The organism is Aquabacterium sp., from assembly GCF_044226965.1.
GTDB lineage: Bacteria > Pseudomonadota > Gammaproteobacteria > Burkholderiales > Burkholderiaceae_C > Pseudaquabacterium.
This window is the reverse complement of record NZ_JBGAGA010000030.1, coordinates 42690-67947: the sequence shown is the minus strand read 5'-3', so window position 1 is coordinate 67947 and position 25258 is coordinate 42690. Positions and strand designations below refer to the sequence as shown.

At 71.9% G+C, this 25258-nt stretch carries 27 protein-coding genes; 7 read left to right on the top strand and 20 right to left on the bottom strand.

Features of this window, described 5'->3' with window-relative positions:
- The coding region (locus tag ACILR4_RS15115; protein ID WP_395701676.1) for a pyridoxal-phosphate dependent enzyme at positions 1–537 on the top strand (537 nt) is incomplete at its 5' end.
- A gap of 41 nt (positions 538–578) precedes the next feature.
- Here the strand turns inward: ACILR4_RS15115 and ACILR4_RS15110 are convergent.
- The 10 genes from ACILR4_RS15110 to ACILR4_RS15065 all read right to left on the bottom strand — a co-directional run bounded on the left by ACILR4_RS15110 (position 579) and on the right by ACILR4_RS15065 (position 10966).
- Complete coding sequence (locus tag ACILR4_RS15110; protein ID WP_395701675.1) at positions 579–2318, bottom strand: protein kinase domain-containing protein; 1740 nt, start codon at positions 2316–2318, stop codon at positions 579–581.
- A gap of 13 nt (positions 2319–2331) precedes the next feature.
- Positions 2332–3144 carry a formate/nitrite transporter family protein gene (locus tag ACILR4_RS15105; protein WP_395701674.1) on the bottom strand — a complete coding sequence of 271 codons (813 nt, stop codon included), beginning with the start codon at positions 3142–3144 and terminating at the stop codon, positions 2332–2334.
- A 48-nt stretch (positions 3145–3192) separates the two neighbouring features.
- Positions 3193–3534, bottom strand: coding sequence for a nitrite reductase small subunit NirD (gene nirD / locus ACILR4_RS15100; protein WP_395701673.1), 342 nt, complete (start codon positions 3532–3534; stop codon positions 3193–3195).
- 28 nt (positions 3535–3562) lie between these two features.
- Complete coding sequence (gene nirB / locus ACILR4_RS15095; RefSeq protein WP_395701672.1) at positions 3563–6085, bottom strand: nitrite reductase large subunit NirB; 2523 nt, start codon at positions 6083–6085, stop codon at positions 3563–3565.
- Between the two features lie 358 nt (positions 6086–6443).
- A complete protein-coding gene (soxA, locus tag ACILR4_RS15090; protein WP_395701671.1) occupies positions 6444–7208 on the bottom strand; it encodes a sulfur oxidation c-type cytochrome SoxA in 765 nt (254 codons plus the stop codon).
- Positions 7205–7483 (bottom strand): thiosulfate oxidation carrier complex protein SoxZ, encoded by a 279-nt coding sequence (locus tag ACILR4_RS15085; RefSeq protein ID WP_395701670.1) that lies wholly within the window; start codon positions 7481–7483, stop codon positions 7205–7207. Before ACILR4_RS15085 ends, soxA begins: the two co-directional genes overlap by 4 nt.
- Before the next feature lie 4 nt (positions 7484–7487).
- Positions 7488–7934: a SoxY-related AACIE arm protein gene (locus ACILR4_RS15080; protein WP_395701669.1), complete on the bottom strand. Its 447-nt coding sequence runs from the start codon at positions 7932–7934 to the stop codon at positions 7488–7490.
- The gene (gene soxX / locus ACILR4_RS15075; RefSeq protein ID WP_395701668.1) at positions 7931–8293 is read right to left on the bottom strand and encodes a sulfur oxidation c-type cytochrome SoxX; all 363 of its coding nucleotides are present in this window, start codon (positions 8291–8293) and stop codon (positions 7931–7933) included. Before soxX ends, ACILR4_RS15080 begins: the two co-directional genes overlap by 4 nt.
- 13 nt (positions 8294–8306) lie before the next feature.
- The gene (locus tag ACILR4_RS15070) at positions 8307–10499 is read right to left on the bottom strand and encodes a molybdopterin cofactor-binding domain-containing protein (RefSeq protein ID WP_395701667.1); all 2193 of its coding nucleotides are present in this window, start codon (positions 10497–10499) and stop codon (positions 8307–8309) included.
- On the bottom strand, positions 10496–10966 hold the full coding sequence (locus tag ACILR4_RS15065) for a (2Fe-2S)-binding protein (RefSeq protein WP_395701666.1): 471 nt from the start codon (positions 10964–10966) through the stop codon (positions 10496–10498). The genes ACILR4_RS15070 and ACILR4_RS15065 overlap by 4 nt, the downstream gene beginning before the upstream one ends.
- Positions 10967–11083: 117 nt before the next feature.
- Here ACILR4_RS15065 and ACILR4_RS15060 point away from each other — a divergent pair, with 117 nt between their 5' ends.
- Entirely contained in the window at positions 11084–11908 is an 825-nt protein-coding gene (locus tag ACILR4_RS15060; protein WP_395701665.1) for an IclR family transcriptional regulator, read from the top strand.
- 16 nt (positions 11909–11924) lie between these two features.
- On the opposite strand, the gene ACILR4_RS15055 is transcribed toward ACILR4_RS15060, so the two are convergent.
- A complete protein-coding gene (locus tag ACILR4_RS15055; RefSeq protein ID WP_395701664.1) occupies positions 11925–12050 on the bottom strand; it encodes a hypothetical protein in 126 nt (41 codons plus the stop codon).
- 85 nt (positions 12051–12135) lie between these two features.
- Positions 12136–12795, bottom strand: a complete 660-nt coding sequence (locus tag ACILR4_RS15050; protein WP_395701663.1) for an alpha/beta hydrolase — start codon at positions 12793–12795, stop codon at positions 12136–12138.
- 98 nt (positions 12796–12893) lie between these two features.
- On the opposite strand from ACILR4_RS15050, the gene ACILR4_RS15045 reads away from it, so the two are divergent.
- From ACILR4_RS15045 to ACILR4_RS15035, 3 genes are all read left to right on the top strand, one after another.
- Positions 12894–13937, top strand: a complete 1044-nt coding sequence (locus tag ACILR4_RS15045) for a M14 family zinc carboxypeptidase (RefSeq protein ID WP_395701662.1) — start codon at positions 12894–12896, stop codon at positions 13935–13937.
- 90 nt (positions 13938–14027) lie between these two features.
- Positions 14028–15332 (top strand): hypothetical protein, encoded by a 1305-nt coding sequence (locus ACILR4_RS15040; protein WP_395701661.1) that lies wholly within the window; start codon positions 14028–14030, stop codon positions 15330–15332.
- A 50-nt stretch (positions 15333–15382) separates the two neighbouring features.
- A complete protein-coding gene (locus ACILR4_RS15035) occupies positions 15383–15961 on the top strand; it encodes an NnrU family protein (RefSeq protein ID WP_395701660.1) in 579 nt (192 codons plus the stop codon).
- A 9-nt stretch (positions 15962–15970) separates the two neighbouring features.
- On the opposite strand, the gene ACILR4_RS15030 is transcribed toward ACILR4_RS15035, so the two are convergent.
- The 7 genes from ACILR4_RS15030 to ACILR4_RS15000 form a co-directional block, all read right to left on the bottom strand.
- Positions 15971–16969, bottom strand: coding sequence for an FHA domain-containing protein (locus ACILR4_RS15030; RefSeq protein WP_395701659.1), 999 nt, complete (start codon positions 16967–16969; stop codon positions 15971–15973).
- Positions 16939–18363 carry a serine protease gene (locus ACILR4_RS15025; protein ID WP_395701658.1) on the bottom strand — a complete coding sequence of 475 codons (1425 nt, stop codon included), beginning with the start codon at positions 18361–18363 and terminating at the stop codon, positions 16939–16941. The genes ACILR4_RS15030 and ACILR4_RS15025 overlap by 31 nt, the downstream gene beginning before the upstream one ends.
- A gap of 9 nt (positions 18364–18372) precedes the next feature.
- Entirely contained in the window at positions 18373–18690 is a 318-nt protein-coding gene (locus tag ACILR4_RS15020) for a hypothetical protein (protein WP_395701657.1), read from the bottom strand.
- Between the two features lie 303 nt (positions 18691–18993).
- Positions 18994–19788, bottom strand: coding sequence for a phosphatase PAP2 family protein (locus ACILR4_RS15015; protein ID WP_395701656.1), 795 nt, complete (start codon positions 19786–19788; stop codon positions 18994–18996).
- An 18-nt stretch (positions 19789–19806) separates the two neighbouring features.
- Positions 19807–20364, bottom strand: a complete 558-nt coding sequence (locus ACILR4_RS15010; protein ID WP_395701655.1) for a DUF3299 domain-containing protein — start codon at positions 20362–20364, stop codon at positions 19807–19809.
- Between the two features lie 46 nt (positions 20365–20410).
- Positions 20411–21673, bottom strand: a complete 1263-nt coding sequence (locus ACILR4_RS15005) for an ABC transporter permease (RefSeq protein WP_395701654.1) — start codon at positions 21671–21673, stop codon at positions 20411–20413.
- Positions 21670–22371 (bottom strand): ABC transporter ATP-binding protein, encoded by a 702-nt coding sequence (locus ACILR4_RS15000; RefSeq protein WP_395701653.1) that lies wholly within the window; start codon positions 22369–22371, stop codon positions 21670–21672. Before ACILR4_RS15000 ends, ACILR4_RS15005 begins: the two co-directional genes overlap by 4 nt.
- A 104-nt stretch (positions 22372–22475) precedes the next feature.
- On the opposite strand from ACILR4_RS15000, the gene ACILR4_RS14995 reads away from it, so the two are divergent.
- Both ACILR4_RS14995 and ACILR4_RS14990 read left to right on the top strand, forming a co-directional pair.
- Entirely contained in the window at positions 22476–22757 is a 282-nt protein-coding gene (locus ACILR4_RS14995) for a DUF427 domain-containing protein (RefSeq protein WP_395701652.1), read from the top strand.
- Between the two features lie 133 nt (positions 22758–22890).
- Positions 22891–24207: a DUF4397 domain-containing protein gene (locus tag ACILR4_RS14990; RefSeq protein ID WP_395701651.1), complete on the top strand. Its 1317-nt coding sequence runs from the start codon at positions 22891–22893 to the stop codon at positions 24205–24207.
- A 142-nt stretch (positions 24208–24349) separates the two neighbouring features.
- Here the strand turns inward: ACILR4_RS14990 and ACILR4_RS14985 are convergent, their stop codons facing one another.
- Positions 24350–25234 (bottom strand): pirin family protein, encoded by an 885-nt coding sequence (locus ACILR4_RS14985; protein ID WP_395701650.1) that lies wholly within the window; start codon positions 25232–25234, stop codon positions 24350–24352.
- Between the last annotated feature and the right edge of the window lie 24 nt (positions 25235–25258).

Below are 25258 nucleotides of genomic sequence, written 5' to 3'. Positions count from 1 at the left end.
TTCGACGGGCCGCTGACGGCGCTGGGCACCGGCACCGTCGGCCTGGAGCTGATGGACCAGGTGCCGGGGCTCGACGCGGTGGTGGTGCCGGTGGGCGGTGGCGGGCTGGTGGCCGGCATCGCTGCGGCGGTGAAGCAGATCAACCCGCGCTGCGCGGTGTATGGCGTCGAGCCCTTCGGCGCCGATGCCATGTTCCGCAGCTTCGCCGCCGGCCAGGTGGTGCAGCTCGATCGGGTCGACACCATTGCCGACAGCCTGGGCGCGCCCTACGCGCTGGCCTACAGCTACGGCGTGTGCCGGCGCTTCGTCGACGAGATCGTGCGCATCAGCGACGACGCGATGTGCCAGGCGCTGCACTGGCTGTTCCGCGACATGAAGCTGGCGGTGGAGCCGGCTGGCGCGGCCGCCACCGCGGCGCTGTTCGGCCCCTTGCGCGAGCGGCTGGCGGGCCGGCGCGTCGGGCTGGTCGTCTGCGGCGCCAACCTCGATGCGGCGGGCTTTGCCAAGCTGCTGGCGCGCGGGGCCGAACTGGCCTAGCGCCTGAAGTCAGCGGCCTTTGCTGCCAACGACCGGTCGCCTCAACGACCGGCCAGCCGCAGGCCCAGCAGCACCAGCGCGGACAGCCCGAACACGGCGGTGGCCGCGCGCCAGAACAGCAGCGGATGCCGCTCGGCCAGCGGCAGCGCGCGCTGTTGGCGGAAGGCCGGGCCGGGGTGGTGCAGGTCGTGCACGAACTCCGACAGCGCCTCCTGCCGCCGCGCCGGCTGCGGATGCAGCGCCTTGCGCAGCACGGCATCCAGCCAGGGCGGCAGCTCGGGCCGGTGCGTGCGCAGCGGCGTGTATTGCAGCCGGTGCAGGTCGGCCGGCTGGCGCACCCGGACCACCTGCAGCCCGTAGGGCAGCTGGCCGCACAGCAGCTGGTAGGTGATGACGGCCAGCGAGAACAGGTCGGACGCCGGGCTGCCGCCCTGACCCGTGAAGTACTCGGGTGCGGTGTGCTGCAGCGCGCCGCGCAGCGCCTCGGGCCGCGACTCGCGCGTGCCTTCGGTGAGCCCGGCCACGTGCACCGCGGCGAAGTCGATGATCTTCACCGTGCCGTGGCGGTCGATCATCAGGTTCTCGGGCCGCAGGTCCTGGTGCAGCATCTCCTTGCGGTGGAAGGCCTGCAGGCCGCGCGCGATCTGCTCGACGAGGCCGCGCACCGTGTCCAGCGGCGGCGCCGGGTGGTCGGTCATCCACTGCGCCAGCGTCTGGCCCTCGACGTACTCGAGCGCGACGAACAGGTGCTCGCGCGGCCGGCCGCTGTCGATGGCCTGGATGACATGCGGGCTGTCGATGCGCCGCGCCACCCATTCCTCCAGCACGAAGCGGTCGAGGTAGTCGGCGTTCTCGCGCAGGTCGACCGAGGGCGTCTTCAGCGCCACCAGCGCGCCGCTGGCGACATCCTGCGCCAGGTGGACGTGGCTGCGCGCGCTGACGTGCAGCTCGCGCACCAGCAGGTAGCCCTCGAAGACCTGGCCCGGTTTCAGCGGCGCCGGCAGGCGCAGCCCCTCGCGTTGCAGCGGCAGCTCGCCGGCATCGGGCTCGGGCAGCGCGTCGACGCGCACCAGCTGCACGGTGAGGTTGTCCTCGCTGCCACGGGCCTCGGCCAGCGCCACCAAGGCGCGCGCCGCAGCCTCGAGATTTTGGCCGTGCTGCGCCAGCGCCTGGTTCACCGCCGCGGCATCGAGCTGCTCATAGGCGCCGTCGGTGGCCAGCAGGTACAGCTCGCCGGGCTGCGCCGGCCAGTGCGCATAGTCGACCTCGACGTGCGCGTCGAGTCCTAGCGCGCGGCCCAAGAGCAGCTCGCCGCCGCCCACGTGTACGCGGTGGTCTTCGGTCAGCGGCTCCAGCGCCGCGGCATGCACGCGGTAGATGCGGGCGTCGCCGACATGCAGCAGGTGCACCTCGCGGCCCTTGAACACCAGCGCGCTGAAGGTGCAGACATAGCCCAGGTCCTTGTCGAAGCGGCCGTCGCCGCGCTGCGTCTGCGCATGCAGCCAGGAATTGGTGGCGGCCAGCACGCGCTGCGCGGCGCGTTTCACGGTCCAGGCTTCCGAGGTGCAGTAGTAGTCCTCGAGGAAGCCATGCACCGCCGCGGCGCTGGCGATGTGGCTGACGCGGCTGGAGCCGATGCCGTCGGCCAGCGCGACGACCGCGCCCTTGCGCTGCAGCAGGCCGGCCGCCGGCACCACGGCGCCGTGGAAGTCCTGGTTCTGCGCCTGGCGGCCGGCCGACGTGTGCTGGCCGATCGACAGGCGCAGCGTGGCCGCGCTCATTGAACGTGATTGTTCAGGCGATGGCCCGCTTCGGCGCGGTCTTGTAGTGCGTGGAGTACAGCGTGGCGCCGACGAAGGTGATGCCGCCGACCAGGTTGCCGATCACGGTGGGGATCTCGTTCCACAGCAGGTAGTCGACGAAGGTGAACTTGCCGCCCAGCATCAGGCCCGAGGGGAACAGGAACATGTTGACGATGGAATGCTCGAAGCCCATGTAGAAGAACACCAGGATCGGCATCCACATGCCGATGACCTTGCCCGAGACGCTGGTGGACATCATCGCGGCGACCACGCCGGTGGAGACCATCCAGTTGCACATCACGCCGCGCACGAACAGCGTCAGCATGCCGGCCACACCGTGGGCCGCGTAGCCGACGGTGCGGCTTTCGCCGATGCTGCCGATCTTCTGGCCGATGGCGTTCGGCGCCTCGGTGAAGCCGAAGGTGAAGATGATGGCCATGAACACCGCCACCGTCAGCGCGCCGGCGAAATTGCCGAAGAACACCAGCGTCCAGTTGCGCATCACGCCGCCCCAGGTGGCGCCGGGCCGCTTGTCGAACACCGCCAGTGGCACCAGCGTGAACACGCCGGTCAGCAGGTCGAAGCCCATCAGGTACAGCAGGCAGAAGCCCACCGGGAACAGCAGCGCGCCGACCAGCGGGTTGCCGGTGTTGACGCTGACAGACACCGCAAAGGCCGCGGCCAGCGCCAGGATGGCACCGGCCATGTAGGCGCGGATCAGCGTGTCGCGGGTGGACATCAGCAGCTTCGATTCTCCGGCGTCGACCATCTTGGTGACGAACTCGGCGGGGGCGACGTAGGCCATGGGTGTTCCTTCGAGGCGGTGGTCAGGGTGGCAGGGGACAAGCAGGGCTCAGGCCAGCGCGATGTGCACGCGGCCGCTGTCGATGTGCACCACATGGGCGCGCACCGAGTGCTCGGGGGCTTCGAGGCATTCGCCGGTGCGCAGGTCGAAGTGGTGCTTGTAGAGCGGCGACGCGACGACGATGCGCTCGCCGAGGTTGCCGATCAGCCCGCGCGACAGCACGCTGGCACCGCACTTCGGGTCGACGTTGTCGATGGCGTGGAAATCGTCGGCGCCGACGCGGAACACCGCGACATGGCGGCCCTGCACGCGCGCGGCGACGCCGGTGTCCGGCACGATGTCGTCGACGTGGCAGACGGGGGTGAAGACGGTGGGTGGGTTGGGGCTCATGGTCGGCAGCTGTTCGGGGTGAAGGGAGTCAGGCAGTGGTGGCGTCGGCCGTGCGTTCCTCGGGCCGGGCCGGGCGGATCTGGCCGCGTTCCTGCACGAAGACGATGTGCTCGTCGGGCTTGTCGCTGTTGACGAAGCTGCGGAAGCGCTGGCGCACCGCCGGGCTGGTCACGGCGGTCTTCCACTCGCACTGGTAGGTGGCCACCACGTGCTGCATCTGGGCTTCCAGCTCGGCGGCCAGGCCGAGGCTGTCGTCGATCAGCACCGCCTTCAGGTAGTCGAGCCCGCCTTCGAGGTTGTCGCGCCAGGTGCTGGTGCGCTGCAGCCGGTCGGCGGTGCGCACGTAGAACATCAGGAAGCGGTCGATCAGGCGGACCAGCTGTTCGCGGTCCAGGTCGCTGGCGATCAGCTCGGCATGGCGCGGCTTCATGCCGCCGTTGCCGCACACGTAGAGGTTCCAGCCCTTCTCGGTGGCGATGACACCGACGTCCTTGCCCTGCGCCTCGGCACATTCGCGGGTGCAGCCCGAGACGCCGAACTTGATCTTGTGCGGCGCGCGCAGGCCCTTGTAGCGGTTCTCCAGTTCGACCGCCAGGCCCACCGAATCGCCCACGCCGTAGCGGCACCAGGTGGAGCCGACGCAGCTCTTCACGGTGCGCAGCGCCTTGCCGTAGGCATGGCCGCTCTCGAAGCCGGCGGCGATGAGTTCTTCCCAGATGGCGGGCAGCTGCTCGACCCGCGCGCCGAACAGGTCGACGCGCTGGCCGCCGGTGATCTTGGTGTACAGGCCGTACTTCTTCGCGACCATGCCCACCGCGATCAGGCCCTCGGGCGTGACCTCGCCGCCGGGCATGCGCGGCACCACCGAGTAGCTGCCGTCCTTCTGGATGTTGCCCAGGTAGTAGTCGTTGCTGTCCTGCAGCGCGGCGAGCTCGGGCTTGAGCACGAACTCGTTCCAGCACGAGGCGAAGATGCTGGCCGCCGCGGGCTTGCAGATGTCGCAGCCCAGGCCCTGGCCGTGCCGGGCGAGCAGATCGTCGAAGCGCTTGATCTGGCCCACGCGCACCAGGTGATACAGCTCCTGGCGCGAGTACGCGAAGTGCTCGCAGAGATGGTTGTTGACCGCCAGGCCGCGCTTGGCCATCTCGGCCTTCATCACCTGCGTGACCAGCGGCACGCAGCCGCCGCAGGTGCTGCCGGCCTTGGTGCAGGCCTTGAGCGCGGCGATGGTGGTGGCGCCCTCGCCCACGGCCTGGCAGATCTGGCCCTTGGTGACGTTGTTGCACGAGCACAGCGCGGCGGCGTCGGGCAGCGCGTCGACGCCCAGGCCCGGCCTGGCCTTGCCGTCGGACGAGGGCAGGATCAGGAACTCGGGCTCGGCCGGCAAGGCGATGCCGTTGAGCGCCATCTGCTGCAGCGTGCCGTACTCGGCCGCGTCGCCGACCAGCACCGCGCCGAGCAGGCGCTGGCCGTCGGCACTGACGACCAGCTTCTTGTAGGTCTGGCGCAGCTCGTCGGTGTAGTGCACGCTGCGGCTGCCGGGCGTCTTGCCCTGCGCGTCGCCGATGCTCGCGACGTCCACGCCCATCAGCTTGAGCTTGGTGCTCAGGTCGGCGCCGACGAAAGCCGCATCGTGCTGGCCGGCGATGTGGCGCGCGGCCACGCGGGCCATGTCGTAGCCCGGCGCGACCAGGCCGTAGACCTGCTCGTTCCAGCTGGCGCATTCGCCGATCGCGTAGATGTCGGGGTCGCTGCTGCGGCACTGGCTGTCGATCACCACGCCGCCGCGGGGGCCGACCGCCAGGACCGACTGGCGCGCCAGCTCGTCGCGCGGGCGGATGCCGGCGGAGAACACGATCATGTCGGTCTCGAGCCAGGTGCCGTCCTCGAACACCATGCGGTGGCGCGCCGTGGCGCCGTCGGTGATCTGCACCGTGTGGCGGCTGGTGTGCACGTGCACGCCCAGCGCCTCGATCTTGCTGCGCAGCACCTTGCCGCCGCCTTCGTCGACCTGCACCGCCATCAGCCGCGGCGCGAACTCGACGACGTGCGTGTCCAGCCCCATGTCGCGCAGCGCCTTCGCGCATTCCAGGCCCAGCAGCCCGCCGCCGACGACCACGCCCGACTTCGAGCGTGCGCCCGAGGCCTTCATCGCCTCGAGATCCTCGATGGTGCGGTAGACGAAGCAGTGCGGCCGCTCACGGCCCGGCACCGGCGGCACGAAGGGCACCGAGCCGGTGGCCAGCACCAGCTTGTCGTAGGGCAGCACTTCGCCGTCGGCGGTGGTGACGGTGTTGTCGCGGCGCTCGATCTTGGCCGCGCGCGTGCCCAGGCGCAGGGTGATGCCGGTGCGCTCGAAGAAGCCCGGCGCCACCAGCGACAGGTCTTCGGCTGTGCGGCCCGAGAAGAAGTCGGACAGGTGCACGCGGTCGTAGGCCGGGCGCGGCTCCTCGCACAGCACGGTGATGCGCTCGGGCCGCGCGTCGGTTTCGACGAGGCTTTCGAGGAATTTGTGGCCCACCATGCCGTGGCCGACGAGGACGATGTGCATGCGCAATCTCTGTGAGCGAAGGGCGCGCGGCCATGACGCGGCCAGGCAGCGAGCGGGTTGAGACAAGGGGGACTGAAGGGCGCGCGACCGAGGGGACCGGTGCCGGTGCGGGAGCAAGCAACCCGACCACTCCGCCAGCGTCAGCGGAGTGCCTGAGAACTGGAGCGCTGCGCCGGGCGGGCAGCGATCACGAGCAGGAGGTCAGCAAGAACCGGGCCCGGCGTTTCGGGCGCCTTTCGGGCGCCTTTCGGCCGTCTTTCGGCCGAGAGGCCGACATCGATGCACCAGCGGCGTGAGCGCGTACCGGCCGGCCGCACGGACTTGGCGCTTTCGCGCCTGATCCCGGGCGGCCCTGTGCTCAGGGCCGGATCGCCGCGCCTTCCAGCGCCATGCCGGCGGCGCGCTGCACCAGGTAGGTCTCCAGCGCCAGCGCTTCGTCCGACGCGGGCGCGAAGGGCTCGGCCCGCACGCCGACCAGGCAACTGCGCAAGCGGCGCTGCAGCGAGCCCAGGCCCTGCCATTCCAGCCGGTAGGTCGGCACGCCGGTCGGGTGGGCCTGCGGGATCAGCGCGCCGCCCAGGCGCTGGCCGGCGCGCTGGTCATGGCAGTGGGTGCAGGCCAGGTTCAGCTGGCCCAGGCGCAGCCGCCACAGCGCCTGGCCGCGCGCGCGCCAGGCGGCCAGGCCCGGGTCGGCGTCGGGCACGATCGGCCGGCCGCGCGATTGCCAGTGCAGCCAGGCGGTGAGCGGCAGCACCTCGTCGCCATCCGGCGGCTGCGCCGCGGCGCCCTGGCGCTGCACGCGGCAGCGGTCGATGCTGGCGGCCAAAGTGAGCGGCCGCTGCATGCGGGTGTCGAAGCGCGGGTAGCGCGCGGCGATGCCGGCCAGCCCGTCGGCATGGCACTCGGCGCAGGCCTTGCCGGTGGGCGCGCTGCGGTTCCACAGGGCTTCGCCGTCGCGCACCCCCAGCATCGCGGGGTTCTGCGTCTCGTCGCGCTGCATGGCCTGCAGCGCCGGGCTCAGATCGTCGAAGCCGCTGCGGCGGGCGTCGTCGGCGGCCTGGCCGGGCAGCGCCAGCAGCGCCAGCAGCGCGGGGGCCGCGGCCAGCAGGGCGCGCCGTTTCATGTCGCCGGCACGGCCACCGCCTCGGCGTGGCGGAAGCCGTTGTCGCCTTCCCAGGCGAACAGCAGCGTGCCGCTGCCGGCCACGCGCCAGCTGAACGCGAGGTAGGGGTTCGCGGCGATCGCCGGGTACAGCGTGGCGCTGAAGACCGGCTGCTCGGCACCGTCGCTGTCGCGGCGGTAGCCGGTCTCCATCGGATGCGCCAGCGTCGCGCGGACCTCGATGAGCTCGCCGCGCTTCGGGCTCGGCGGCAGATGGATCAGTGCGCGGACCGCCATGGCGCTAACCCTCGATGCACGCGGCCAGCGTGACGACCACGTCGACCGTGTGCGACCACAGGCTGCCGTCGCTGCAGCGCGCCAACGCCACCAGCTGCTGCGAGGTGGCCAGGCGGATGCGCGTGGCCACCTCGGCGCGGCCGTTGGCCGGCGAGAGCTGGAAGCGGCCGACATCGCGCTGCGGGTTGCGTTCGTTGAAGATCACGATCTCCTGCACATGCGATTCGGCGGTCATCGGCGAGTCGACCGTGATGCGCAGCGGCACCGCATTGCCGTTCTCGACCAGCGGCGCAATGTCCAGCGTGATGCGGCCTTCAGTCGGCAGTGGATCACCGGCCCAGTCGCGCACGGCCGCTTGCAGCACCGGCGACATGGCCTGCGCGGGGCGGACGGCCAGCGCCAGCGCGGCAGCGGCGAGCAGCGAGCGGCGGTGCAGCCAGGGCGTGTTCATCGCAGTGTCTGCAGATACGCCACCACATCCTCGATCTGCGCATCGTCGAGCAGCGGCTTGCCGCGCCAGGCCGGGGCCACGCGCTGCAGGCCGTCGCGGCCGGCGTAGGCCGGCATGATGGTGTCGGGGTTGAAGCGCTGCGGCTCGCGCACATGCTGGCGCAGTTCGTCGGCGCTGTAGCGGCTGCCGATGCCGGCCAGGTCCGGTGCGAGGGTGCCCTGCAGGTGCGCCGGCACACCGGGCCCGCGGTGGCACAGCAGGCACAGGCCCTGGCTGCGGCTGTTGACGATGGCCATGCCGCGCGCGGCGTCGCCGCCATCAGCCGCTGCCGCCGAGGCTGCCAGCAGGGTCGTGATCAAGGGCAGCGCGAGCTCACGCACGTTTGAGCGAATGGTTCTTCAGCGGCAGCTCGCGGATGCGTTGCCCGGTGGCCGCGAAGATCGCGTTCAGCACCGCGGGCGCGGCGACCGCGATGGTCGGTTCGCCGACGCCGCCCCAGAAGCCGCCGGAGGGCATCACGATGGTTTCCACCTTCGGCATCTGCGCCATCAGCAACGCCGGGTAGGTGTCGAAGTTGGCCTGCTGGAAACGGCCGTCCTTCAAGGTGCATTCGCCGTACAGCGCGGCCGACAGGCCGTAGGCGAAGGAGCCTTCGACCTGGGCCTCGATCTGCTGTGGGTTGACCGCGTGGCCCGAGTCGGTGGCGGCGACGATGCGGTGGACGATCAGCTCACCGGCCGATGTGACCGAGACCTCGGCACAGGCCGCGACATAGCTGCCGAAGCCCATGATCTGCGCCAGCCCGCGATGCACCGCCAGGCCCTTGACCGGCGCGGCCGGCTTGCCGTAGCCGGCGCGCTCGGCCACCGCGTTCAGCACCGCCAGGTGCTTGGGCGAGTGGGCCAGCAGCTGGCGACGCAGCGCCAGCGGGTCCTGTTGCGTGGCATGCGCGATCTCGTCGATGAAGCATTCGAGGTAGATCGCGTTGTGGTTCAGGTTCACGCCGCGCCAGAAGCCGGGCCGCACCGGCGGATTGCGCATCGCGTGCTCGATCGAGAGGTTCGGCACCGCATAGCCGAAGGCGCCCTCGGCGCCGCCGGCGTTGAGGCCCTGGAACACCACCGGGTCGCGGCCGTCACGCATGTTCTGCGGGAACAGGCCGGCGACGATGGACTGGCCCGAGAGGCGCATCTGCAGCGCGGTGAGCTGGCCTTTCTCGTCGAGGCCGGCCTGCAGTTTGCACATCGTGACCGGGTGGTAGAAGCCATGCAGCATGTCTTCTTCGCGGGTCCAGATCAGCTTGACCGGCGTGCCCGGCATCGCCTTCGCGATCTCGACCGCCTGGCGCACCCAGTCGGTGGCACCGCGCCGGCCGAAGCCGCCGCCGAGGTGGATCTTGTAGACCTCGCACTTGGTCGGCGGCAGGCCCGAGGCTTCGACCGCGGCGGCGAACGCGGCCTCGCCGTTCTGCGTCGGGGTCCAGACCTCGCAGCGCTCGGGGGTCCCCGTCGCAGACACCGTGATCTTGGCGGTGGCGTTCATCACCTCCATCGTCGCGTGGTTCTGGTGCGGGTAGCTGTACACCGCCTCGATCCGGCGCGCGGCACTGGCCAGCGCGTCCTTCGCATTGCCCACCTGGTTGCCAACGATGGCCTCGGGCGCGTCGAGCCCGGCCTTCAGCATCGCGGCGACGTCGGCGCTGGAGAGCTTGGCGTGCGGGCCTTCGTCCCACTCGATTGGCAAGGCGTCGAGCGCGCTCTTGGCGCGCCACCAGGTATCGGCCACCACGGCCACCGCGCTGTCGCCGACGCGCACGACCTGCTTGATGCCGGGCTTGGACGTGATGGCCGCGGCGTCGAAGGACTTCAGCTTGCCGCCGACCACCGGGCAGTCGCGGATCGCGGCGTTCAGCATGCCCGGCAGCGTGAAGTCCATGCCGTAGACCTGGCGGCCGTTGAGCTTGTCGGCGGTGTCCAGGCGCTTGACCGGCTTGCCGGCCAGGGTCCAGGTCTTCGGGTCCTTCAGCGGGATGTCGGCTGGCGGCGCCAGCTTCGCCGCGGCCGCGGCCACCTGCCCGTAGCGGACGCGCCTTTTGCTGGGTAGGTGGGTGATCGTGCTCGTTGCGGCATGGCACTCGGCCACCGGCACTTTCCACGCATCGGCGGCGGCCTGCACCAGCATCATGCGGGCGGCGGCGCCGCCCTTGCGCACGTACTCGTGCGATTCGCGCACGCCGCGGCTGCCGCCGGTGGAGAAGTTGCCCCAGGCACGGTTGCGCGCCAGGTTCTGGCCGGGTGTCGGGTACTCGGTGCGCACCTTGGACCAGTCGGCCTCCAGCTCCTCGGCCACCAGCTGGGCCAGGCCGGTCAGCGTGCCCTGGCCCATCTCGCTGCGCGCGATGCGGATCACGATCGTGTCGTCGGGCTGCACCACCACCCAGGCATTGAGCTCGGGGTTGTCGGCCGGCTGCGGCACGGCCGGGACATGGAAGCCGAGCATCAGGCCGCCGGCGCTGGCGGAGGTGGCGGCGACGAAGCCGCGACGGCTGAGCGTGGGCGCATTCATGCGGCACCGCCTTTCGCGCCACCGGCGGCGGCCAGCTTGATCGCCGCCCGCACCCGGTTGTAGGTGCCGCAGCGGCAGATGTTGGTGATGTGCTCGTCGATGTCCTGGTCGGTGGGATGGGGCTTGGCCTTCAGCAGCGCGGCCGCGGCCATCAGCATGCCGCTCTGGCAGAAGCCGCATTGCGGCACGTCGAGCTGGGCCCAGGCCTTCTGGAGCGGGTGCGTGCTGTCGGGCGAGAGCCCTTCGATCGTGACGACCTTGGCTTGGGGTTCGACGGTGGCGACCGGTCGCACGCACGACCGCGTGGGCACGCCATCGATGTGCACGGTGCAGGCACCGCAGGCCGCGATGCCGCAGCCGTACTTGGTGCCGGTCAGCCCGAGCTGCTCGCGCAGCACCCACAGCAACGGGGTCTCGGGCTCGGCGTCGTGAGGGCGGTTCTGGCCATTGACATTGAGCGTTGGCATGCGGTCTCCGATGCAGGCGAAGGTCAGGCGCCGCGCGGCAGCCGGCCGGGTGCGCGACGCTATGCTGCGCGGGCGACGATACTGCCGCGCGGTGGGCACTGGCAAGAAAGGGATTTCGTGGGGCGCCGACGCGAGAACGCCGATGCGGCCGATGCGGCCGCGGCTGCCGACGACCGGCGCTTCGTCACCGCACTGGCGCGGGGGCTCGAGGTGCTGCGCTGCTTCCGCCCGCAGGACCGCTGGCTGGCGCACCAGGAGATCGCCCGCCGCACGCGGCTGCCGGCGTCCACCGTCTCGCGCCTGACCTTCACGCTGCAGGCGCTGGGCTACCTGAAGCACCGCGAAGCCACCGGCGAATACGCGCTGGCGCCGGCGGTGCTGGCGCTGGGCTTCGCGATGCTCTCGCAGTTCGACATCGGCCGCGTGGCGCGGCCGATGATGCAGGCGCTGGCCGACCATGCGCAGGCGGCGGTGTCGCTGGGTGTGCGCCGCGAGCTGACGATGATCTACGTGGCCCATTGCCGCAGCGGCGCGCGCCTGACGCTGGGGCTGGACGTCGGCACCCGCCTGCCGCTGGCCAGCACCGCGATGGGCCGTGCCCTGTGGTGCGGGCTGCAGCCGGCCGAGCGCGATCACCTGGCGCAGCGCCTGGCCGCCGAGGCCGGGCCGGCCTGGCGCGCGCAGGAGCAGGGCCTGGCGCGGGCGCTGTCGCAGTTCGGCCGCGTGGGCTTCGTGACCAGCGAGACCGAATGGGAGCCCGAGATCAGCGCGGTGGGCGTGCCGGTGGACACCGGCGACGGCCGCGAGCCGATGGCGCTGACCATCGGCGGCCCCTCGGCCCGCCTGCGCGGCGATTTCCTGCACCAGGACCTGGGGCCGCGCCTGGTGGCGGGCGCGCGCAGCATCACCGCCGCGCTGCAGGCCGCGGACTGGCGCGACTAGGTCGGCTCCGAGCCGCTCAGTGCGGCAGGCGGCGCCGGTCGTGGCGCCGCGCCAGGCTCAGCGCCAGCCATTCGCGCAGGCCGATCAGCCAGGTGCCGGCCAGCAGCAGGCCATGGCGGGTGGCGGCCAGCGCGGTGCTCATGGGGGGCCCTCGTCGTCGATGCGAAGGCCTGCACGCTAGGGCCGGTGCGTGACAGCGGCGTGTCAGCCGCCGGTGCCGGACGGGTTCAGGCCAGCGCCTGCAGCAGCCAGTGCTGCAGCGCATGGATCTCCTCGATGCAGACCGAATGCTCCATCGGGTACTCGTGCCATTCGACCGCGTAGCCCAGCGCCTGCAGCGCATCGCGGGCCGCGGCGCCGCGTGCCAGCGGCACCACGCCGTCGTTGCGGCCATGCGCCAGGAAGATGGGCACGCTGCGGTTGGTCGCATGCGCCTCGGCCGCGGTGGTCTCGGGCAGCGGCAGGTAGCCGGACAGCCCCGCCAGCCCGGCCAGCCGCTCGGCATGGCGCAGGCCGGCGAGCAGCGTGATCGCGCAGCCCTGCGAGAAGCCGGCCAGCACGATGCGCTGCGCCGGGATGCCGCGCGCCACTTCGCGCTGGATCAGCGTCTGCACCTCGCGCATCGACTGTCGCAGGCCGGCCTCGTCCTCGCGCCGCGCCAGGTCGTTGCCCAGGATGTCGTACCAGGCGCGCATGCGGTAGCCACCGTTGATCGTCACCGGCCGCACCGGTGCGCGCGGCAGCACGTAGCGCACCGGGCCGATCGGCGAGAGGTCGATCTCGTCGGCCATCGGCAGGAAATCGCTGCCGTCGGCGCCCAGGCCGTGCAGCACGATGATGCTGGCCACCGGAGCGGCGGCGGGGCAGAGTTCGATGGTGTCGAGCATGGGAAGGCGGTGCTGGCGCCGGCAGCGGCGAAGCGCTGATGATGCGCCCATTCCGCCGCGCGCCTGTCACACCGCGCTGCTAGGGTCTGGCTCCGCCCGTGTCGCCGCCCGCCGCCCCCGCATCCCCCCTGCCGCTGCCGGAGCTCGATGAGCTGCAGCGCCTGATCGACCAGGCCGGCCCGGCGCTGCAGGTGGAGCAGGCCTGCGAGGTGCGGCTCGACGACGGCGAGCGCCTGCCGGTGTGGCTGCTGAGCCTGGGCAACCCGGATCCGGCGCTGCCGGGCTTCGGCGTGTTCGGCGGCGTGCACGGGCTGGAGCGCATCGGCGCCGAGGTCGTGATCGCCTGGCTGCGCAGCCTGGTGATGCGCCTGCGCTGGGACGCCACGCTGCATCACCAGCTCGACACCCAGCGCATCGTGCTGATGCCGCTGGTCAACCCGGGCGGCCTGCGCCGCGGCACGCGTGCCAATCCGCAGGGCGTGGACCTGATGCGCAATGCGCCGGTCGACAGCGACGATGCGGTGCCCTGGCTGCTGGGTGGCCACCGGCTGGGCCCCGGCCTGCCCTGGTACCGCGGCCCGGCCGGCGCGCCGATGCAGCCCGAGGCCCAGGCGCTGTGCGCCGCGGTGCAGCGCGAGCTGCTGCCGCGCCCGTTCAGCCTGGCGGTGGATTGCCACTCGGGCTTTGGCCTGAGGGACCGGCTGTGGTTCCCGTTCGCCCACACCGCGCGGCCGATGCCGCAGCTGGCCGTGCTGCAGGCCTTCGGCACGATCCTCGACCAGTCGCTGCCGCATCACCCCTACGTGCTGGAGCCGCAGAGCCGGCACTACCGCACCCATGGCGACCTGTGGGACCACCTGCTGCTGCAGGCCGCGCCCGGGCAGGTGTTCCTGCCGCTGACGCTGGAGATGGGCTCGTGGCTGTGGGTCAAGAAGAACCCGCGCCAGCTGTTCTCGCGCCGCGGGCTGTTCAACCCGCTGATCGAGCACCGCCAGCAGCGCGTGCTGCGGCGGCACCTGGCCTGGCTGGACTTCGCCGCGCGCGCGGCGGCCAGCTGCGCCCGCTGGCTGCCCGACGCGGCGGCCCATCCGGCGCTGGAGCAGGCGGCGCTGACGCGCTGGTACCGCGCCGGTACCCGCTGAAGCTTCGCAGGGCCAGCTCTTCTCATCGGCCGCCGCCCTACACTCTCGCCCTTGTGTTTTTGGGGGCCCGGCCCCTGGGATGTCTTCAGCATGTTCACGCCCCTGACCGCCCGGCGCCGCCCGGTGATCGTTCCCTCCCTGCTGGCTTGGTGGCTCGTCGCGGCCGCCCTGCCGGCCCCGGCACAGCAGCCGGCAGCGCCCGCCAGCGCGGCCAGTGCCCCGGCCGGCCCGACGATGCGCAACGAGGTGATCAAGCCGCTGCTGGCCGCGCAGGAATCGCTCAAGGGCAGCGACGAGGCCGCCGGCAAGGCCGCGCTGGTCAGCGTGACCGAGGCCGAGGCGGTGCCGGCGCTGACGCCCTTCGAGACCTACAACATCCAGCGCATCAAGGCCGTCGCCGCGTTCAAGGCCGGCGATCGTGCGCTGGCGCTGAACACCTTCGAGACCGTGCTCGGCTCGCCGCACATGCCGCAGGCCGACAAGCTGCCGATCACCGAGGTCGCGGCCAAGCTGGCGCTGGAGGCCAACAACGACCCCGCGCGTTCGCTGCGCCTGCTGAAGGCCTACCGCGAGCTCGGCGGCAACGACCCCGCGCTGCGCCGCCGTTATGCCGCGCTGCTGGTGGACCGCAACGAGCATGCCGCGGCGCTGCAGGAGGCGCGGTCGGCCGTCGAGGCCGACGAGGCCGCGGGCCGCGCGCCTTCGGAGCTGATGCTCAAGGTCATGGCCATCAGCTACAACAAGCTCAACGACCAGCCGGCCTACAACGGCGTGCTGGAGAAGCTGACGCGTTACTACACCTCGCTGGACTACTGGTCCGAGCTGATCTCGCGCACCGCGCGCCGGCCCGGCTTCGCCGAGGAGCGCCTGCGCCTGGACCTGTACCGCCTGCAGCGCGCCGTGGGGCTGGCGCTGGAAACCGACGAGCAGGCCGACATGGCGCTGCGTGCGATGCAGGCCGGCCTGCCGGCCGAGGCCCAGAAGCTGATGGACGAGGGCTATGCCGCCGGCCTGTTCGGCAAGGGTGCCCAGGCGGCGGCCCACCAGCGGCTGCGCGACCAGGCCACCAAGGCCGCGGCCGCCGACCAGAAGGGCCTGAACGAGAACGAGGCCGCCGCCCGCAACGGCAAGGACGGCAATGTCGCGGCGAACCTGGCGATGGCCATCGCCGCCACCGGCGCCAACGAGCGCGCACTGGGGCTGCTGGAAGCGGCGATTGCCAAGGGCGGCCTGCGCCAGCCGAACGAGGCGCTGCTGCACCAGGGCATGCTGCAGGCGCGCCTGGGCCGCAACGACGATGCGCTGAAGACCTTTGCCGCGGTGCAGGGCAGCGATGGCACGGCCGACCTGGCCAGGCTGTGGTCCATCCACCTGCGCAGCACGGCCAAGAAGTGATGACATTCTTTTGACGCGGCCATTCCCCCGCGTTTGAACCGGAGGCGAAGATGACGGTGCTGGTGCTGGGTCTGCTGCTGTTCCTGGGCATGCATTCGGCGCGCATCGTCGCCGAGGGCACGCGCACAGGCTTCATCGCCGCGCGCGGCGAAAAGGCCTGGAAGGGCCTGTACACGCTGGTGTCGGTGCTCGGCTTCGGGCTGGTGGTGTGGGGCTACGGCCTGGCGCGCCAGCAGCCGGTGGTGCTGTGGGCCAGCCCGACCTGGACCCGCCACCTCGCGGCGCTGCTGATGCTGCCGTCCTTCGTGCTGCTGACGGCGGCCTACGTGCCGGGCAACGGCCTCAAGGCGCGCCTGGGCCACCCGATGCTGCTGGGCGTCAAGACCTGGGCCTTGGCCCACCTGCTGGCCAACAACACGCTGGCCGACCTGCTGCTGTTCGGCGGCTTCCTCGCGTGGGCGGTGCTGTGCTTCCGCAGCGCGCGTGCGCGCGACCGGGCCGCCGGCACCCGCTACCCGGCCGGCAGCGCAGCGCGCAGCGGCTTGACGCTGGTGGTCGGCGTCATCGCCTGGGCCGTGTTCGGCTTCTGGCTGCACGGCCCGCTGATCGGCGTGCGCCCGTTCGGCTAGCGCCGCCGTTCAGTCGCCGTCGGGGTTGGCGTCGGCGTCTTCGTCGCGCGCCTGGCGCACGCGGTCGGCCAGCTGCTCGCGCAGCGGCGCCATCGCACCCACCAGGGCCTGCGGCGTGCTGCTGCCGCTCAGTCGCAGTGCCGGCAGCGGCAGCGTGCTCATGTACGGCGCGCGGGTGTAGCGGTCGGTGCTGCGGTGGATGTTCGCCAGGTTGACGAGGCCGTAGCCCAGCGTCAGCAGCGCGACCGTGGCGCTGACGATGCGCCCATGCTGCGGCAGCACGTGCGCCAGCTGCGCCCGCAGCAGCAAGGCCAGCAGCAGCACGCCCAGCGCCGGCGTCAGCTGCCACAGCCAGGCCCAGCCGAACATCGCACCCAGCTGCGGCACCAGCACCTCGCTGGCTTCGGTGGCCAGCAGCCAGGGCAGCACCAGCCGCAGGTGGCCGAAGAAGTCGAAGCGGTGCTGGAACAGCTTGGACACCAGCGCCCACACGCCGCACCAGCCCACCAGCGCCAGCGGCAGGCCGAACAGCAGCGGCAGCCACGCGGTGAGGTCGGCGCCGGGGTCGAGCGCGACCCACTGGCGCGCCAGCATCAGCGCCATCAGCGCCAGGGCCTGCGCGGCCAGGGTCAGCGGCTTGAGCTCGGTGAAGATCAGCCGCCGCTCCGGCGCCAGCGTCTCGCCGCGCAGCCGCAGCCGCAGGCGGGTGGCCCCCAGCTGCAGCAGCGCGCCGCCGGGCGGCAGCTCGCGCCGTTCGCCGGCGGCCAGGCGGGCGCCGTCGAGCAGCACGCCGTTGTCGCTGGGGCCGACCGTCAGGCTGACGCGGCCTGCTTCGTCGGCCTCCAGCCGGGCGTGCTCGGCCGCGACGTGCGGGTCGTCGAGCACCACGCTGTTGGCCAGCGAGCGGCCCAGCGTCTGCGGCCATTGCGCCACGTCGACGGTGCGGCCGACGCGGCCGTCGCGCTCGAGCAGCTCGATCAGCGCGAGACGTTCTTCGGGGCGATCCATGCGAATCCGTCGAGGTAGTGCTGCGCCAGCCGCTGCGCGTTCGCGAAGCTGACGCCATGCGCATCGAGCCGGCCCTGCGCGCCGGTCTGGGTGGCGTCCAGCGTGGCCACCAGCACGCTCAGGTCGTGCAGGCCTTCGAGCTTCTTGTAGGCGCGCACGCAGATCACCGCGCGCAGCGGCAGCCCTTCGCGCTCGATCGTGCGCTCGACGCAACGCGGCGCGGTGCGCGTGGGATCGTCGGCGCCCATGAATTCGTTCTGGAAGCTGGACGAGTAGCGCTCGGCGAAGCGCAGGGTGCCGAGCTTGCTGCCGTCGTAGGTTTCGTGGCGCACCGTCAGGTAGCCGGTCTGCAGCCGGCCGGCGACGTAGACGCGGCTGTCCATCTCGCAGTCCGAACGCTCGAACTGCAGGCCGCGCTCGACCTGCGGCGCGCGGCCCCAGCAGCGCATCCACAGCTCCTGCGGCACCGGGATGCGGTAGCGCGGGTGGCCGGCGTCGCGCCAGGGCTGGGCCAGGAAGCGCTCGGTCAGGTCGGCCTCGTGCGCCAGCAGCTGGCGCGTGATCTCGGGGTAGGCGGGCTCGGTGATCGGCTTGGCTTCACGGCCGCGCGCCAGCAGCGCGCGCACCGGCGCGGCCGGCACCAGGAAGCTGACCTGCTCGCCATCGCGCCGCGCGGCGACGTTGACGCCGACCAGCCGGCCCTGCTCGTCCAGCGCCGGTCCGCCACTCATGCCCGGGCTGAGCGAGCCGCCGAAGAACAGCGTCTTGATGAAGCTGCGCTCGACCGGGCCGTTGTAGGTGCCCTCGGCCACCGCGAAGCCGACGTCGAGCGGGTTGCCGAGCGAGAAGATGCGTGCGCCGCGGCCGATGTTGTCGGCCTCGGGCGCGAGGTTCACGGTGCCGCGGCCGGCCAGCGGCGCGGGGTCGACCGGCCGGAGCAGTGCCAGGTCGCGCAGCACGTCGAAGGCCAGCAGCTGCAGCGCGCCCTGCTTGCCGTCGATGGTCGCGTACACCAGGCGATAGCGCTTGGGCTGCAGCGCGTACTGGCTGACGACGTGGTAGTTGGTGATCAGGTGCCCTTCGGCGCTGACCAGGAAGCCCGAGCCGACCGAGGCCTGGCTGTCCTGCGTCTTCAGCAGCGTGCGCACCTGCAGCAGCAGCGGGCGGTTGCGCTCGTAGATGCGCTGGCCGGTGCCGGAGACCGGCGCCGGCTCGGCCGCGGCGGCCGATGCCGACGGTGCGGCCGTCGCGGCGGAGGCCGGCAGCGGGGCGCTGGCGGGCGGGGCCGCGGGGCTGCGGCCGGCGAACAGGAAGAGGGTGGTGAGGACGAGCAGCGCGCGGGCCGCCTGCAGCGGCAGCGCGCGGCCCGATCGCCTGCTGGCTGCCGTGAGCATCAGCCCATTCTAGGGTTGACCGTTGCCGAAGAATTGGTCGAAGAGCTCAGGCCCGTCCAGCTCGCGGGTTTGCAGCCCGGTGATCGCTTCGTCGAAGGCCTGCGGGGCCTCGGCCGGCGACGGCAGGGCCTGCGGCGGGTTCGGGTGCCAGGCCGCGACGGTGCGTGCCACCGTGCCGTGCTGGCGGTAGTGCGCGAGGATGTCCGACAGCGAGGGCAGGTCTTCCCGCTCCAGCGCTTCGGCCACGCGGCCGACCGGCGCGACACCGCGCACCGGCGGCAGCGAACCGGCCGGTTGCGGGGGTGGGCGGCGGGGCGAGCGTTCCATGGGCGGCAGCTTAGGGATGGCCGGCCGCGCGCGATCGGCCGAATAGCGGTGATCACCGGTGTCAATTTGTAGCGGGCGCGTGTGACTGGGGGTCGGGTACCCCCCAAAGGGGGATGCCGTTTCCAACCCTCGGGTGATGGCCGGCCGGAGATCAGCGGCCGAAGATGCCGGCCATACCAAGACACCAGGGGGAACCATGAACATGCTGACGCACACGATCGGCCCGGCCGCCATGCCCTTGCCGCCGGGCGGCCCGCTGCCGGAAGCCGAAGCGCCCCGCGGCTGCGGCTGGTTCGAGTCGAGTCACGAGCTGAACCAGGGCGTGCGGGTGATCGAGCATGTCGGCTTCGACGCACTGCCGCCCGGCGCGGTGCCGCTGGCCTGGCAGCTCGCCTGCCTTTGAGCCGCCTGTTGAGCCGCCTGTATCTGCACCGTCTGTAGATGCTGGCGGCGGAAGTCGCGGTGCATTTGCAGCCGGGTGTAGGGCTGCGGGCGGCGCGACAGCGCGAGCGACAGCCGCGTCACCATGTCGTGGGTGCGCGAGGGCGGCGCCTGCGCGACGCCCAGGCTCAGGCCCAGCGCCAGCGCGCCCAGCAGCCAGGGGCTGAAGCGCAGCCGCGGCGCCTGCGCGGCCCACAAGGTGACGGCGCTGGCCATGGCGCCGAGGGCGTAGCCGCTCAAGGCCTCGGACCACGAATGTGCCAGCACCGGCACGCGCGAGGCTGCGACCAGCGCCGCCAGCGCATAGCCGAAGGCCAGCCCGTGGCCATGCCAGCGCTCTGGCAGCGAGCCTTCGGCCAGCCGGCACATCACCGGCAGCACCGCGGCGGCGAACATCGCATGGCCGGAGAAGCCGGTGAAATCCCAGGGCGCGTAGCCGACGCCATAGCCGATGAAGGCCACCTTGCTGGCGGTGGTGAGGGATGCCGCGGCGCCGGTGGCCAGCAGCCAGCACAGCGCCAGCCGCCAGGCGTCCCGGCGCAGCACCAGCCACAGCACGGTGGCGGCCATGGCCGGCAGCAGCAGCTGCGCTTCGCCGAGGCGGGTGACGATCTGCCAGGCCAGGCCGCCGGCCGATTCGTGGGCGTTCGACAGCACGGTCGTCGGACCGCCGCGTCAGCGCTGCGGCGGCGTGGTGTAGCGCTCGACCAGCGCGGCTTCCAGCCGATAGGCGGCTGTGCCCATCGGCGAGCCCTGGCGCGCGGCGCGCAGCCGGCCGCTGACCCACACCGTGTCCATGGCGTGATAGCCCTGCAGCGGCTGGGACGGCTGCACCAGCACGATCTGATTGGCCGGCGGCGGTGGCGTGTGGATGCAGGCGCCGAAATACGGCACCAGCAGGAACTCGGTCAGCCCGGTGCGCGATTCGTCCAGCGGCACCAGGTAGCCGGGCAGCTTGATCGCGGTGCCGTCCAGCCGGGTCTCGGCCGGTGCGTTGTCCCAGGCCTCGCGCAGCCTGCGCATCATGTCGGCGGCGGCCGGGTCGCCGTCGTTGATCGCCGCCAGGCCGGGCGCCTGCAGGCCCTTCATCGGGTCCCAGCCCTTGGGCACCAGGTCTTCCCAGCTCAGCAGGGAGTAGCCGCCCGGCTTGGTGGCGGGTTGTGCACGCAGGCAGGCCGGCGCGGCGGCGGCCAGCGACAGCGCCAGCCACCGGCGGCGGGTGAGGGAGGTCATGGGACGGTGGTCGAACATCGGGCCGGTATCTTGCCTGAGCCTGGCCTCACACGCGTGGCGAAAGCCCGTCGGCCAGCGACAGGCGATAGGCGCGCCAGCCCGGCAGCAGGCTGGCCAGCGCGCCGGCGAGCAGCAGCGCGCCGATCAGCCGTGCTTCGGCCAGGCCGGGCGGCGCGGCCTGCAGTACCAGGCCGTAGCGCTGCAGCACCCAGCCACCCAGCACGGCCACCGTGCCCCAGCAGGCCAGCACGCCCAGCGCGACGCCGGCCGCGGTGAGCAGCCCGCCCTCCAGCGCCAGCAGCCACAGCAGCGTGCGCGGGCCGGCGCCCACCGCGCGCAGGATGGCCAGCTCGCGCCGCCGCTCGTTCAAGCCGGCCAGCACCACCGCCACCAGCCCGGCCAGGCTGACCAGCGCCACCAGCGCGCTGACGGCCCGCAGCCCGCGTTCGCCGAGGTCCAGCACCTGCCACAGCTCGTCCAGCGCCACGCCGGGCAGGATGGCCAGCAGCGGCTCGTCGCGGAAGGCCGCCACCTCGCGCTGCAGCGAGAACACCGCGGCCCGGTTCTTCAGCCCGATCAGCACCGCGGTGACGGCGCGCGGTGTCAGGTCGCGCTGCGCGGCCTGTGCGGCATCCAGCTTGAAGCCGGGCAGCCGCACGCCGGCCATCCAGTCGGCGTGCAATGCCTCGATGGCCTGCAGGCTGACATGCACCGTGCGGTCCACCGGCGTGCCGGTGGCCTGCAGCACGCCGACGATCGTGAACGGCTTGTCCGCGTGGTCGTGGCGCTCGATCGCGCCGTCGCCGTGCGAGAGCTCGATCGTCTGGCCGGGCCGGTAGCCCAGGCGGCGCGCGACCTCCGAGCCGACCACCGCCTCGTACAGTCCGCTGAAGGCGTGGCCCTCGGCGAACTGCAGGGCCTGCCGGCTTCCGAAGCGGAAATGCGCGAAGTAGTCGGCCGTGGTGCCCAGCACCGCGAAGCCGCGGTGACTGTCGCCCAAGGACAGCGGCACCGCCCACGCGACGGCCGGGTGCTCGGCCAGTTTCTGCACGCTGGCATAGCGGATGTTGTTGCTGGCGTTGCCGATGTGGAACACCGCGTACAGCAGCAGCTGGACCGAGCCGGTGCGTGCGCCGACGATCAGGTCGGTGCCCGAGACCGCCTGCGCGAAGTTGTCGCGCAGGTCCTGGCGGACGCGCTCCAGCCCCATCAGCAGGAAGCTCGACAGCGCGATCGAGGCCAGCACCAGGCCCAGCGCGAAGCGGCGGTTCCACGCGCTGCGCGCGGCCAGGCCGAGCAGCGGGGTCATGCAGCCACCTCTCGGGGCCGCACGGCGGCCAGATCGAGATGACGGTCAAAATGAGCGGCCAGGCGGCTGTCGTGGCTGACGAAGACCAGCGCGCTGCCGGCCTGCGTGCAGCAGTCCAGCAGCAGCTGCATGAAGGCTTCGCGCAGGTCTTCGTCCAGCGCCGAGGTCGGCTCGTCGGCCACCACCAGCTCGGGCTGGCCGATCAATGCGCGGGCTGCCGCCACGCGCTGCTGCTGGCCCACCGACAGTTGCGCCGCCGGTCGCCGCCACAGCGCGGCGGGCAGGCCGCTGCGTTCGAGCAGCTGCTCGGCGCTGCCGGCCGGTGCGCGGGCGGCACGCGCCGGCGAAAAGCGGCAGGGCAGGCGCACGTTGTCCAGCACCGAGAGATAGGGCAGCAGGTTGAACTGCTGGAAGATGTAGCCGATGTGGTCGGCGCGGAAGCGGTCGCGCCGCATGGCCGACAGCGTCGACCAGGGCGTGCCCAGCAGCGCCACGCTGCCGGCATCGGGCAGCAGCACGCCGGCGATCAGCGCCAGCAAGGTGCTCTTGCCGCAGCCGCTGGGCCCGCGCACGAACAGGCGCTCGCCGCGGGCCAGTTGAAGGGCGTCGAGCTGCAGCGCGTCGCTGTGCTGCCCGGGCCAGCGGTAGCGCAGGCCCTGCAGCGCCAGCACCGGGGTGGCGGGTGGCATGGAAGACATGGGCGGGCAGCATAAGGCGGCCGGTGGCCGCCGTGCCGGCGGGTCTTTGTTTCTTCGGCATGATGCGCGGCTTCGACGGCAGACCCGAGCAAGGACCGCAACGCATGAAAGCCATCTGGAACGGCGTGGTGATCGCCGAGAGCGACGACACCGTGGTGGTCGAAGGCAACCACTACTTTCCGGAGAGCGCGCTCAAGCGCGAGTACACCAGCTTCAGCAACCACCGCAGCAGCTGCCCGTGGAAGGGCCAGGCGCGCTACTACAGCCTGCTGGTGAACGGCGAGATGAATCCGGACGCCGTCTGGTACTACCCCGAGCCCAGCGAGGCCGCGGCGCAGATCAAGGGCCGCGTCGCGTTCTGGAAGGGCGTGCAGGTTGTTGCCTGACCCGTCGCAAGACGCTTGAACCCGTCGGCCGGCCCCACAGTGTGTCGGGCCGGACACGCTGCTTCACGAACCCCTCGCAATCGGCCACAGCGCGGCAACGCGCCCGACGTGCAATGCCCGCTGCATTGTCTGGATGGAGCAGCGAGGGATCGTGTTCAAGAACTTCAAGTGGTGGGCCCTGGGGTCCGTGGTGGTGCTGGCTGGCCTGGGGCTGGCAGCGTGTGGTGGCAATGGCAGCGGGGGCAGCAGCAGCGGCACCGCCCGGCTGCGCCTGTTGAATGCGAGCACGGCTTATGCCTCGCTCGACTTCTACGTTGACGACAGCAAGAAGAACAGCGCCCTGGGCTACGGCGCAGCCGGTGACTATGCCGACGTGGGCACCAGCAGCATCTCGACGGTGATCACCAACAGCGGCAGCACCTCGGCGCTGTCGACCACCGGCCGCACGCTGACCGGCGGCGTCTCGTACACCGTGGTGGCCTATGGCTGGCAGGGCGCGATGAAGACCGCGCTGCTGGAAGAGGACGCCACCGCCGCCGACAGCGGCAAGAGCAAGCTGATGGTGCTGAACACCGCACCGGACGCCGGCACCCTGGACGTGTACCTGACCGGCAGCGACGAGTCGCTGGACAACGCCAGCCCGGTGGCGGCGAGCGTTGCCGGCGGTGGCACGGTGGGCTACACCTCGATCGCGGCGGGCACCTACCGGCTGCGCGTGACGGCGGCCGGCGACAAGACCGACCTGCGGCTCGATGTCGGCAACGTGGTGCTGGCCAGCACCCAGGTGGCCACGCTGATCCTCACGCCCGGGCCGAGCGGCGTGCTGGTGCATGCGCTGCTGGAGGCGCAGCAGGGCAGCGTCAGCGCCTTCAACAACAACCTGGCCCGCGCACGCGTGGTGGCCTCGGTGGCGGGCAATGGCAAGGTGACGGCCAGCCTCGGCGGCATCACGCTGCTGTCCAACGGCACCTCGCCGACGATCGGCAACTACGGCAGCTTCATCGCCACCAACAGCGCGCTGCAGCTGGTGGTCAACGGCACGCCGGTGCTGGTGCCCTCGCCGACCATCGCCGCCGGCAGCGACACCACGCTGCTGGTCTGGGGCGATGCCAGCGCGCCGCAGCTGACGGTGATCACCGACGACAACCGCCTGCCCAGCGTGAGCACCAACGCCAAGCTGCGCCTGGTGCACGGTGTGTCCGGCCTGACCGATCCGCTGACGCTGACGGCCGATTTCAGCGTCATCGCGTCCAACACCGCGCTCGGCCACGCGTCGGACTTCGGTACCGTGACCGGCGGCACCGCGGTCCGGCTGGACGTGACCTCGCCGCTGTCGAGCACCGCGCTGTACAGCCTGACCGACGCGACGCTGAGCGCGCGCAGCCTGTACACGCTGTACATGCTGGGCGACGCCGCCCACCCGTCGGCGGCGCTGCGCAAGGAGCGTTGAGCCTGACGACCCCGGCCGTCTGACGGCCGCCCCCCGCGGGGGCCACCCGACCCGACCGGGTAACCCGGATCGGGCCGGGCCCTTCCGATCGGCACCGCGCGCCCCTGGCCGCTGGCGCGGCCTGTCCCCTACCGGGGTGGGGTCAGAGCCCGGCGCCGGCCAGACTGCCGTTCTGGTAGTCCTCGACCGCCTGCATCAGCTGCTCGCGCGTGTTCATCACGAACGGGCCGTACTGCGCGATCGGCTCGTTCAGTGGCCGGCCCGCAATCAGCAGCGCGCGGGTGGGCTCGCCGCCCGCCTGCAGCACCACGCCGTCGCTGCCCGCCGTATTCGCGAGGATCGCCATGCGCTGCGGCGGCACCGCCGTCTCGCCGATCCGCAGCCCGCCGCGGTAGACGTAGACGAAGGCGTTCAGCGCCGGATCGAGCGGCTGCTCGAAGCGCGCGCCGGGCGCGAAGTGCAGGTCCAGGTACAGCGGCTCGGTGCGCGCGCGCTGCACGGCGCCAGCCACGCCGTGGCTTTCACCGGCAATGACCTGCGCGAACACGCCGTCGCGCGTGAACCCGGGGATCGCGTCGCTCGGGATGTCGCGGTACCCCGCCGGGATCATCTTGTCCTGGGCGGCCAGGTTGAGCCAGAGCTGGAAGCCTTCCATCCGGCCTTCTTCCTGCTCGGGGAGCTCGCTGTGGATCACGCCGCGGCCGGCGGTCATCCACTGCACGCCGCCATTGGTCAGCAGGCCCTCGTGGCCGGCCGAGTCGCGGTGCCGCATGCGGCCCGCGATCATGTAGGTCACGGTCTCGAAGCCGCGGTGCGGATGGTCCGGGAAGCCGGCGATGTAGTCGCCCGGGTTGTCCGAGCCGAAGGCGTCGAGCATCAGGAACGGGTCGAGCCGGCGCTGCAGCGGCTGGGTCAGCACGCGGGTCAGCTTGACGCCCGCGCCATCGCTGGTGGCCTGGCCGGCGACGAGCCGCTCCACCGCGCGTGGGCGCTGGATCGTCGAGGTCTCGAGGGTGGCGGTGCTCATCGCGGGGATCCTTTCGTCAAGGGG

Excerpts from the sequence above, each read along its gene's own strand:
- ACILR4_RS15055 (WP_395701664.1), bottom strand. The coding sequence starts at position 12,050 with ATGAGCACCGCGCTGGCCGCCACCCGCCATGGCCTGCTGCTGGCCGGC.
- ACILR4_RS15025 (WP_395701658.1), bottom strand. The coding sequence starts at position 18,363 with ATGCTCACGGCAGCCAGCAGGCGATCGGGCCGCGCGCTGCCGCTGCAG.
- ACILR4_RS15080 (WP_395701669.1), bottom strand. The coding sequence starts at position 7,934 with ATGAACACGCCCTGGCTGCACCGCCGCTCGCTGCTCGCCGCTGCCGCG.
- ACILR4_RS15005 (WP_395701654.1), bottom strand. The coding sequence starts at position 21,673 with ATGACCCCGCTGCTCGGCCTGGCCGCGCGCAGCGCGTGGAACCGCCGC.
- ACILR4_RS15000 (WP_395701653.1), bottom strand. The coding sequence starts at position 22,371 with ATGTCTTCCATGCCACCCGCCACCCCGGTGCTGGCGCTGCAGGGCCTG.
- nirD (WP_395701673.1), bottom strand. The coding sequence starts at position 3,534 with ATGAGCCCCAACCCACCCACCGTCTTCACCCCCGTCTGCCACGTCGAC.
- ACILR4_RS15105 (WP_395701674.1), bottom strand. The coding sequence starts at position 3,144 with ATGGCCTACGTCGCCCCCGCCGAGTTCGTCACCAAGATGGTCGACGCC.
- ACILR4_RS14990 (WP_395701651.1), top strand. The coding sequence starts at position 22,891 with ATGGAGCAGCGAGGGATCGTGTTCAAGAACTTCAAGTGGTGGGCCCTG.
- ACILR4_RS15070 (WP_395701667.1), bottom strand. The coding sequence starts at position 10,499 with ATGAATGCGCCCACGCTCAGCCGTCGCGGCTTCGTCGCCGCCACCTCC.
- ACILR4_RS15030 (WP_395701659.1), bottom strand. The coding sequence starts at position 16,969 with ATGGATCGCCCCGAAGAACGTCTCGCGCTGATCGAGCTGCTCGAGCGC.
- soxA (WP_395701671.1), bottom strand. The coding sequence starts at position 7,208 with ATGAAACGGCGCGCCCTGCTGGCCGCGGCCCCCGCGCTGCTGGCGCTG.
- ACILR4_RS15065 (WP_395701666.1), bottom strand. The coding sequence starts at position 10,966 with ATGCCAACGCTCAATGTCAATGGCCAGAACCGCCCTCACGACGCCGAG.
- ACILR4_RS14985 (WP_395701650.1), bottom strand. The coding sequence starts at position 25,234 with ATGAGCACCGCCACCCTCGAGACCTCGACGATCCAGCGCCCACGCGCG.
- ACILR4_RS15085 (WP_395701670.1), bottom strand. The coding sequence starts at position 7,483 with ATGGCGGTCCGCGCACTGATCCATCTGCCGCCGAGCCCGAAGCGCGGC.
- nirB (WP_395701672.1), bottom strand. The coding sequence starts at position 6,085 with ATGCACATCGTCCTCGTCGGCCACGGCATGGTGGGCCACAAATTCCTC.
- ACILR4_RS15040 (WP_395701661.1), top strand. The coding sequence starts at position 14,028 with ATGTTCACGCCCCTGACCGCCCGGCGCCGCCCGGTGATCGTTCCCTCC.
- ACILR4_RS15020 (WP_395701657.1), bottom strand. The coding sequence starts at position 18,690 with ATGGAACGCTCGCCCCGCCGCCCACCCCCGCAACCGGCCGGTTCGCTG.
- ACILR4_RS15050 (WP_395701663.1), bottom strand. The coding sequence starts at position 12,795 with ATGCTCGACACCATCGAACTCTGCCCCGCCGCCGCTCCGGTGGCCAGC.
- ACILR4_RS15010 (WP_395701655.1), bottom strand. The coding sequence starts at position 20,364 with ATGACCTCCCTCACCCGCCGCCGGTGGCTGGCGCTGTCGCTGGCCGCC.
- ACILR4_RS14995 (WP_395701652.1), top strand. The coding sequence starts at position 22,476 with ATGAAAGCCATCTGGAACGGCGTGGTGATCGCCGAGAGCGACGACACC.
- ACILR4_RS15110 (WP_395701675.1), bottom strand. The coding sequence starts at position 2,318 with ATGAGCGCGGCCACGCTGCGCCTGTCGATCGGCCAGCACACGTCGGCC.
- ACILR4_RS15035 (WP_395701660.1), top strand. The coding sequence starts at position 15,383 with ATGACGGTGCTGGTGCTGGGTCTGCTGCTGTTCCTGGGCATGCATTCG.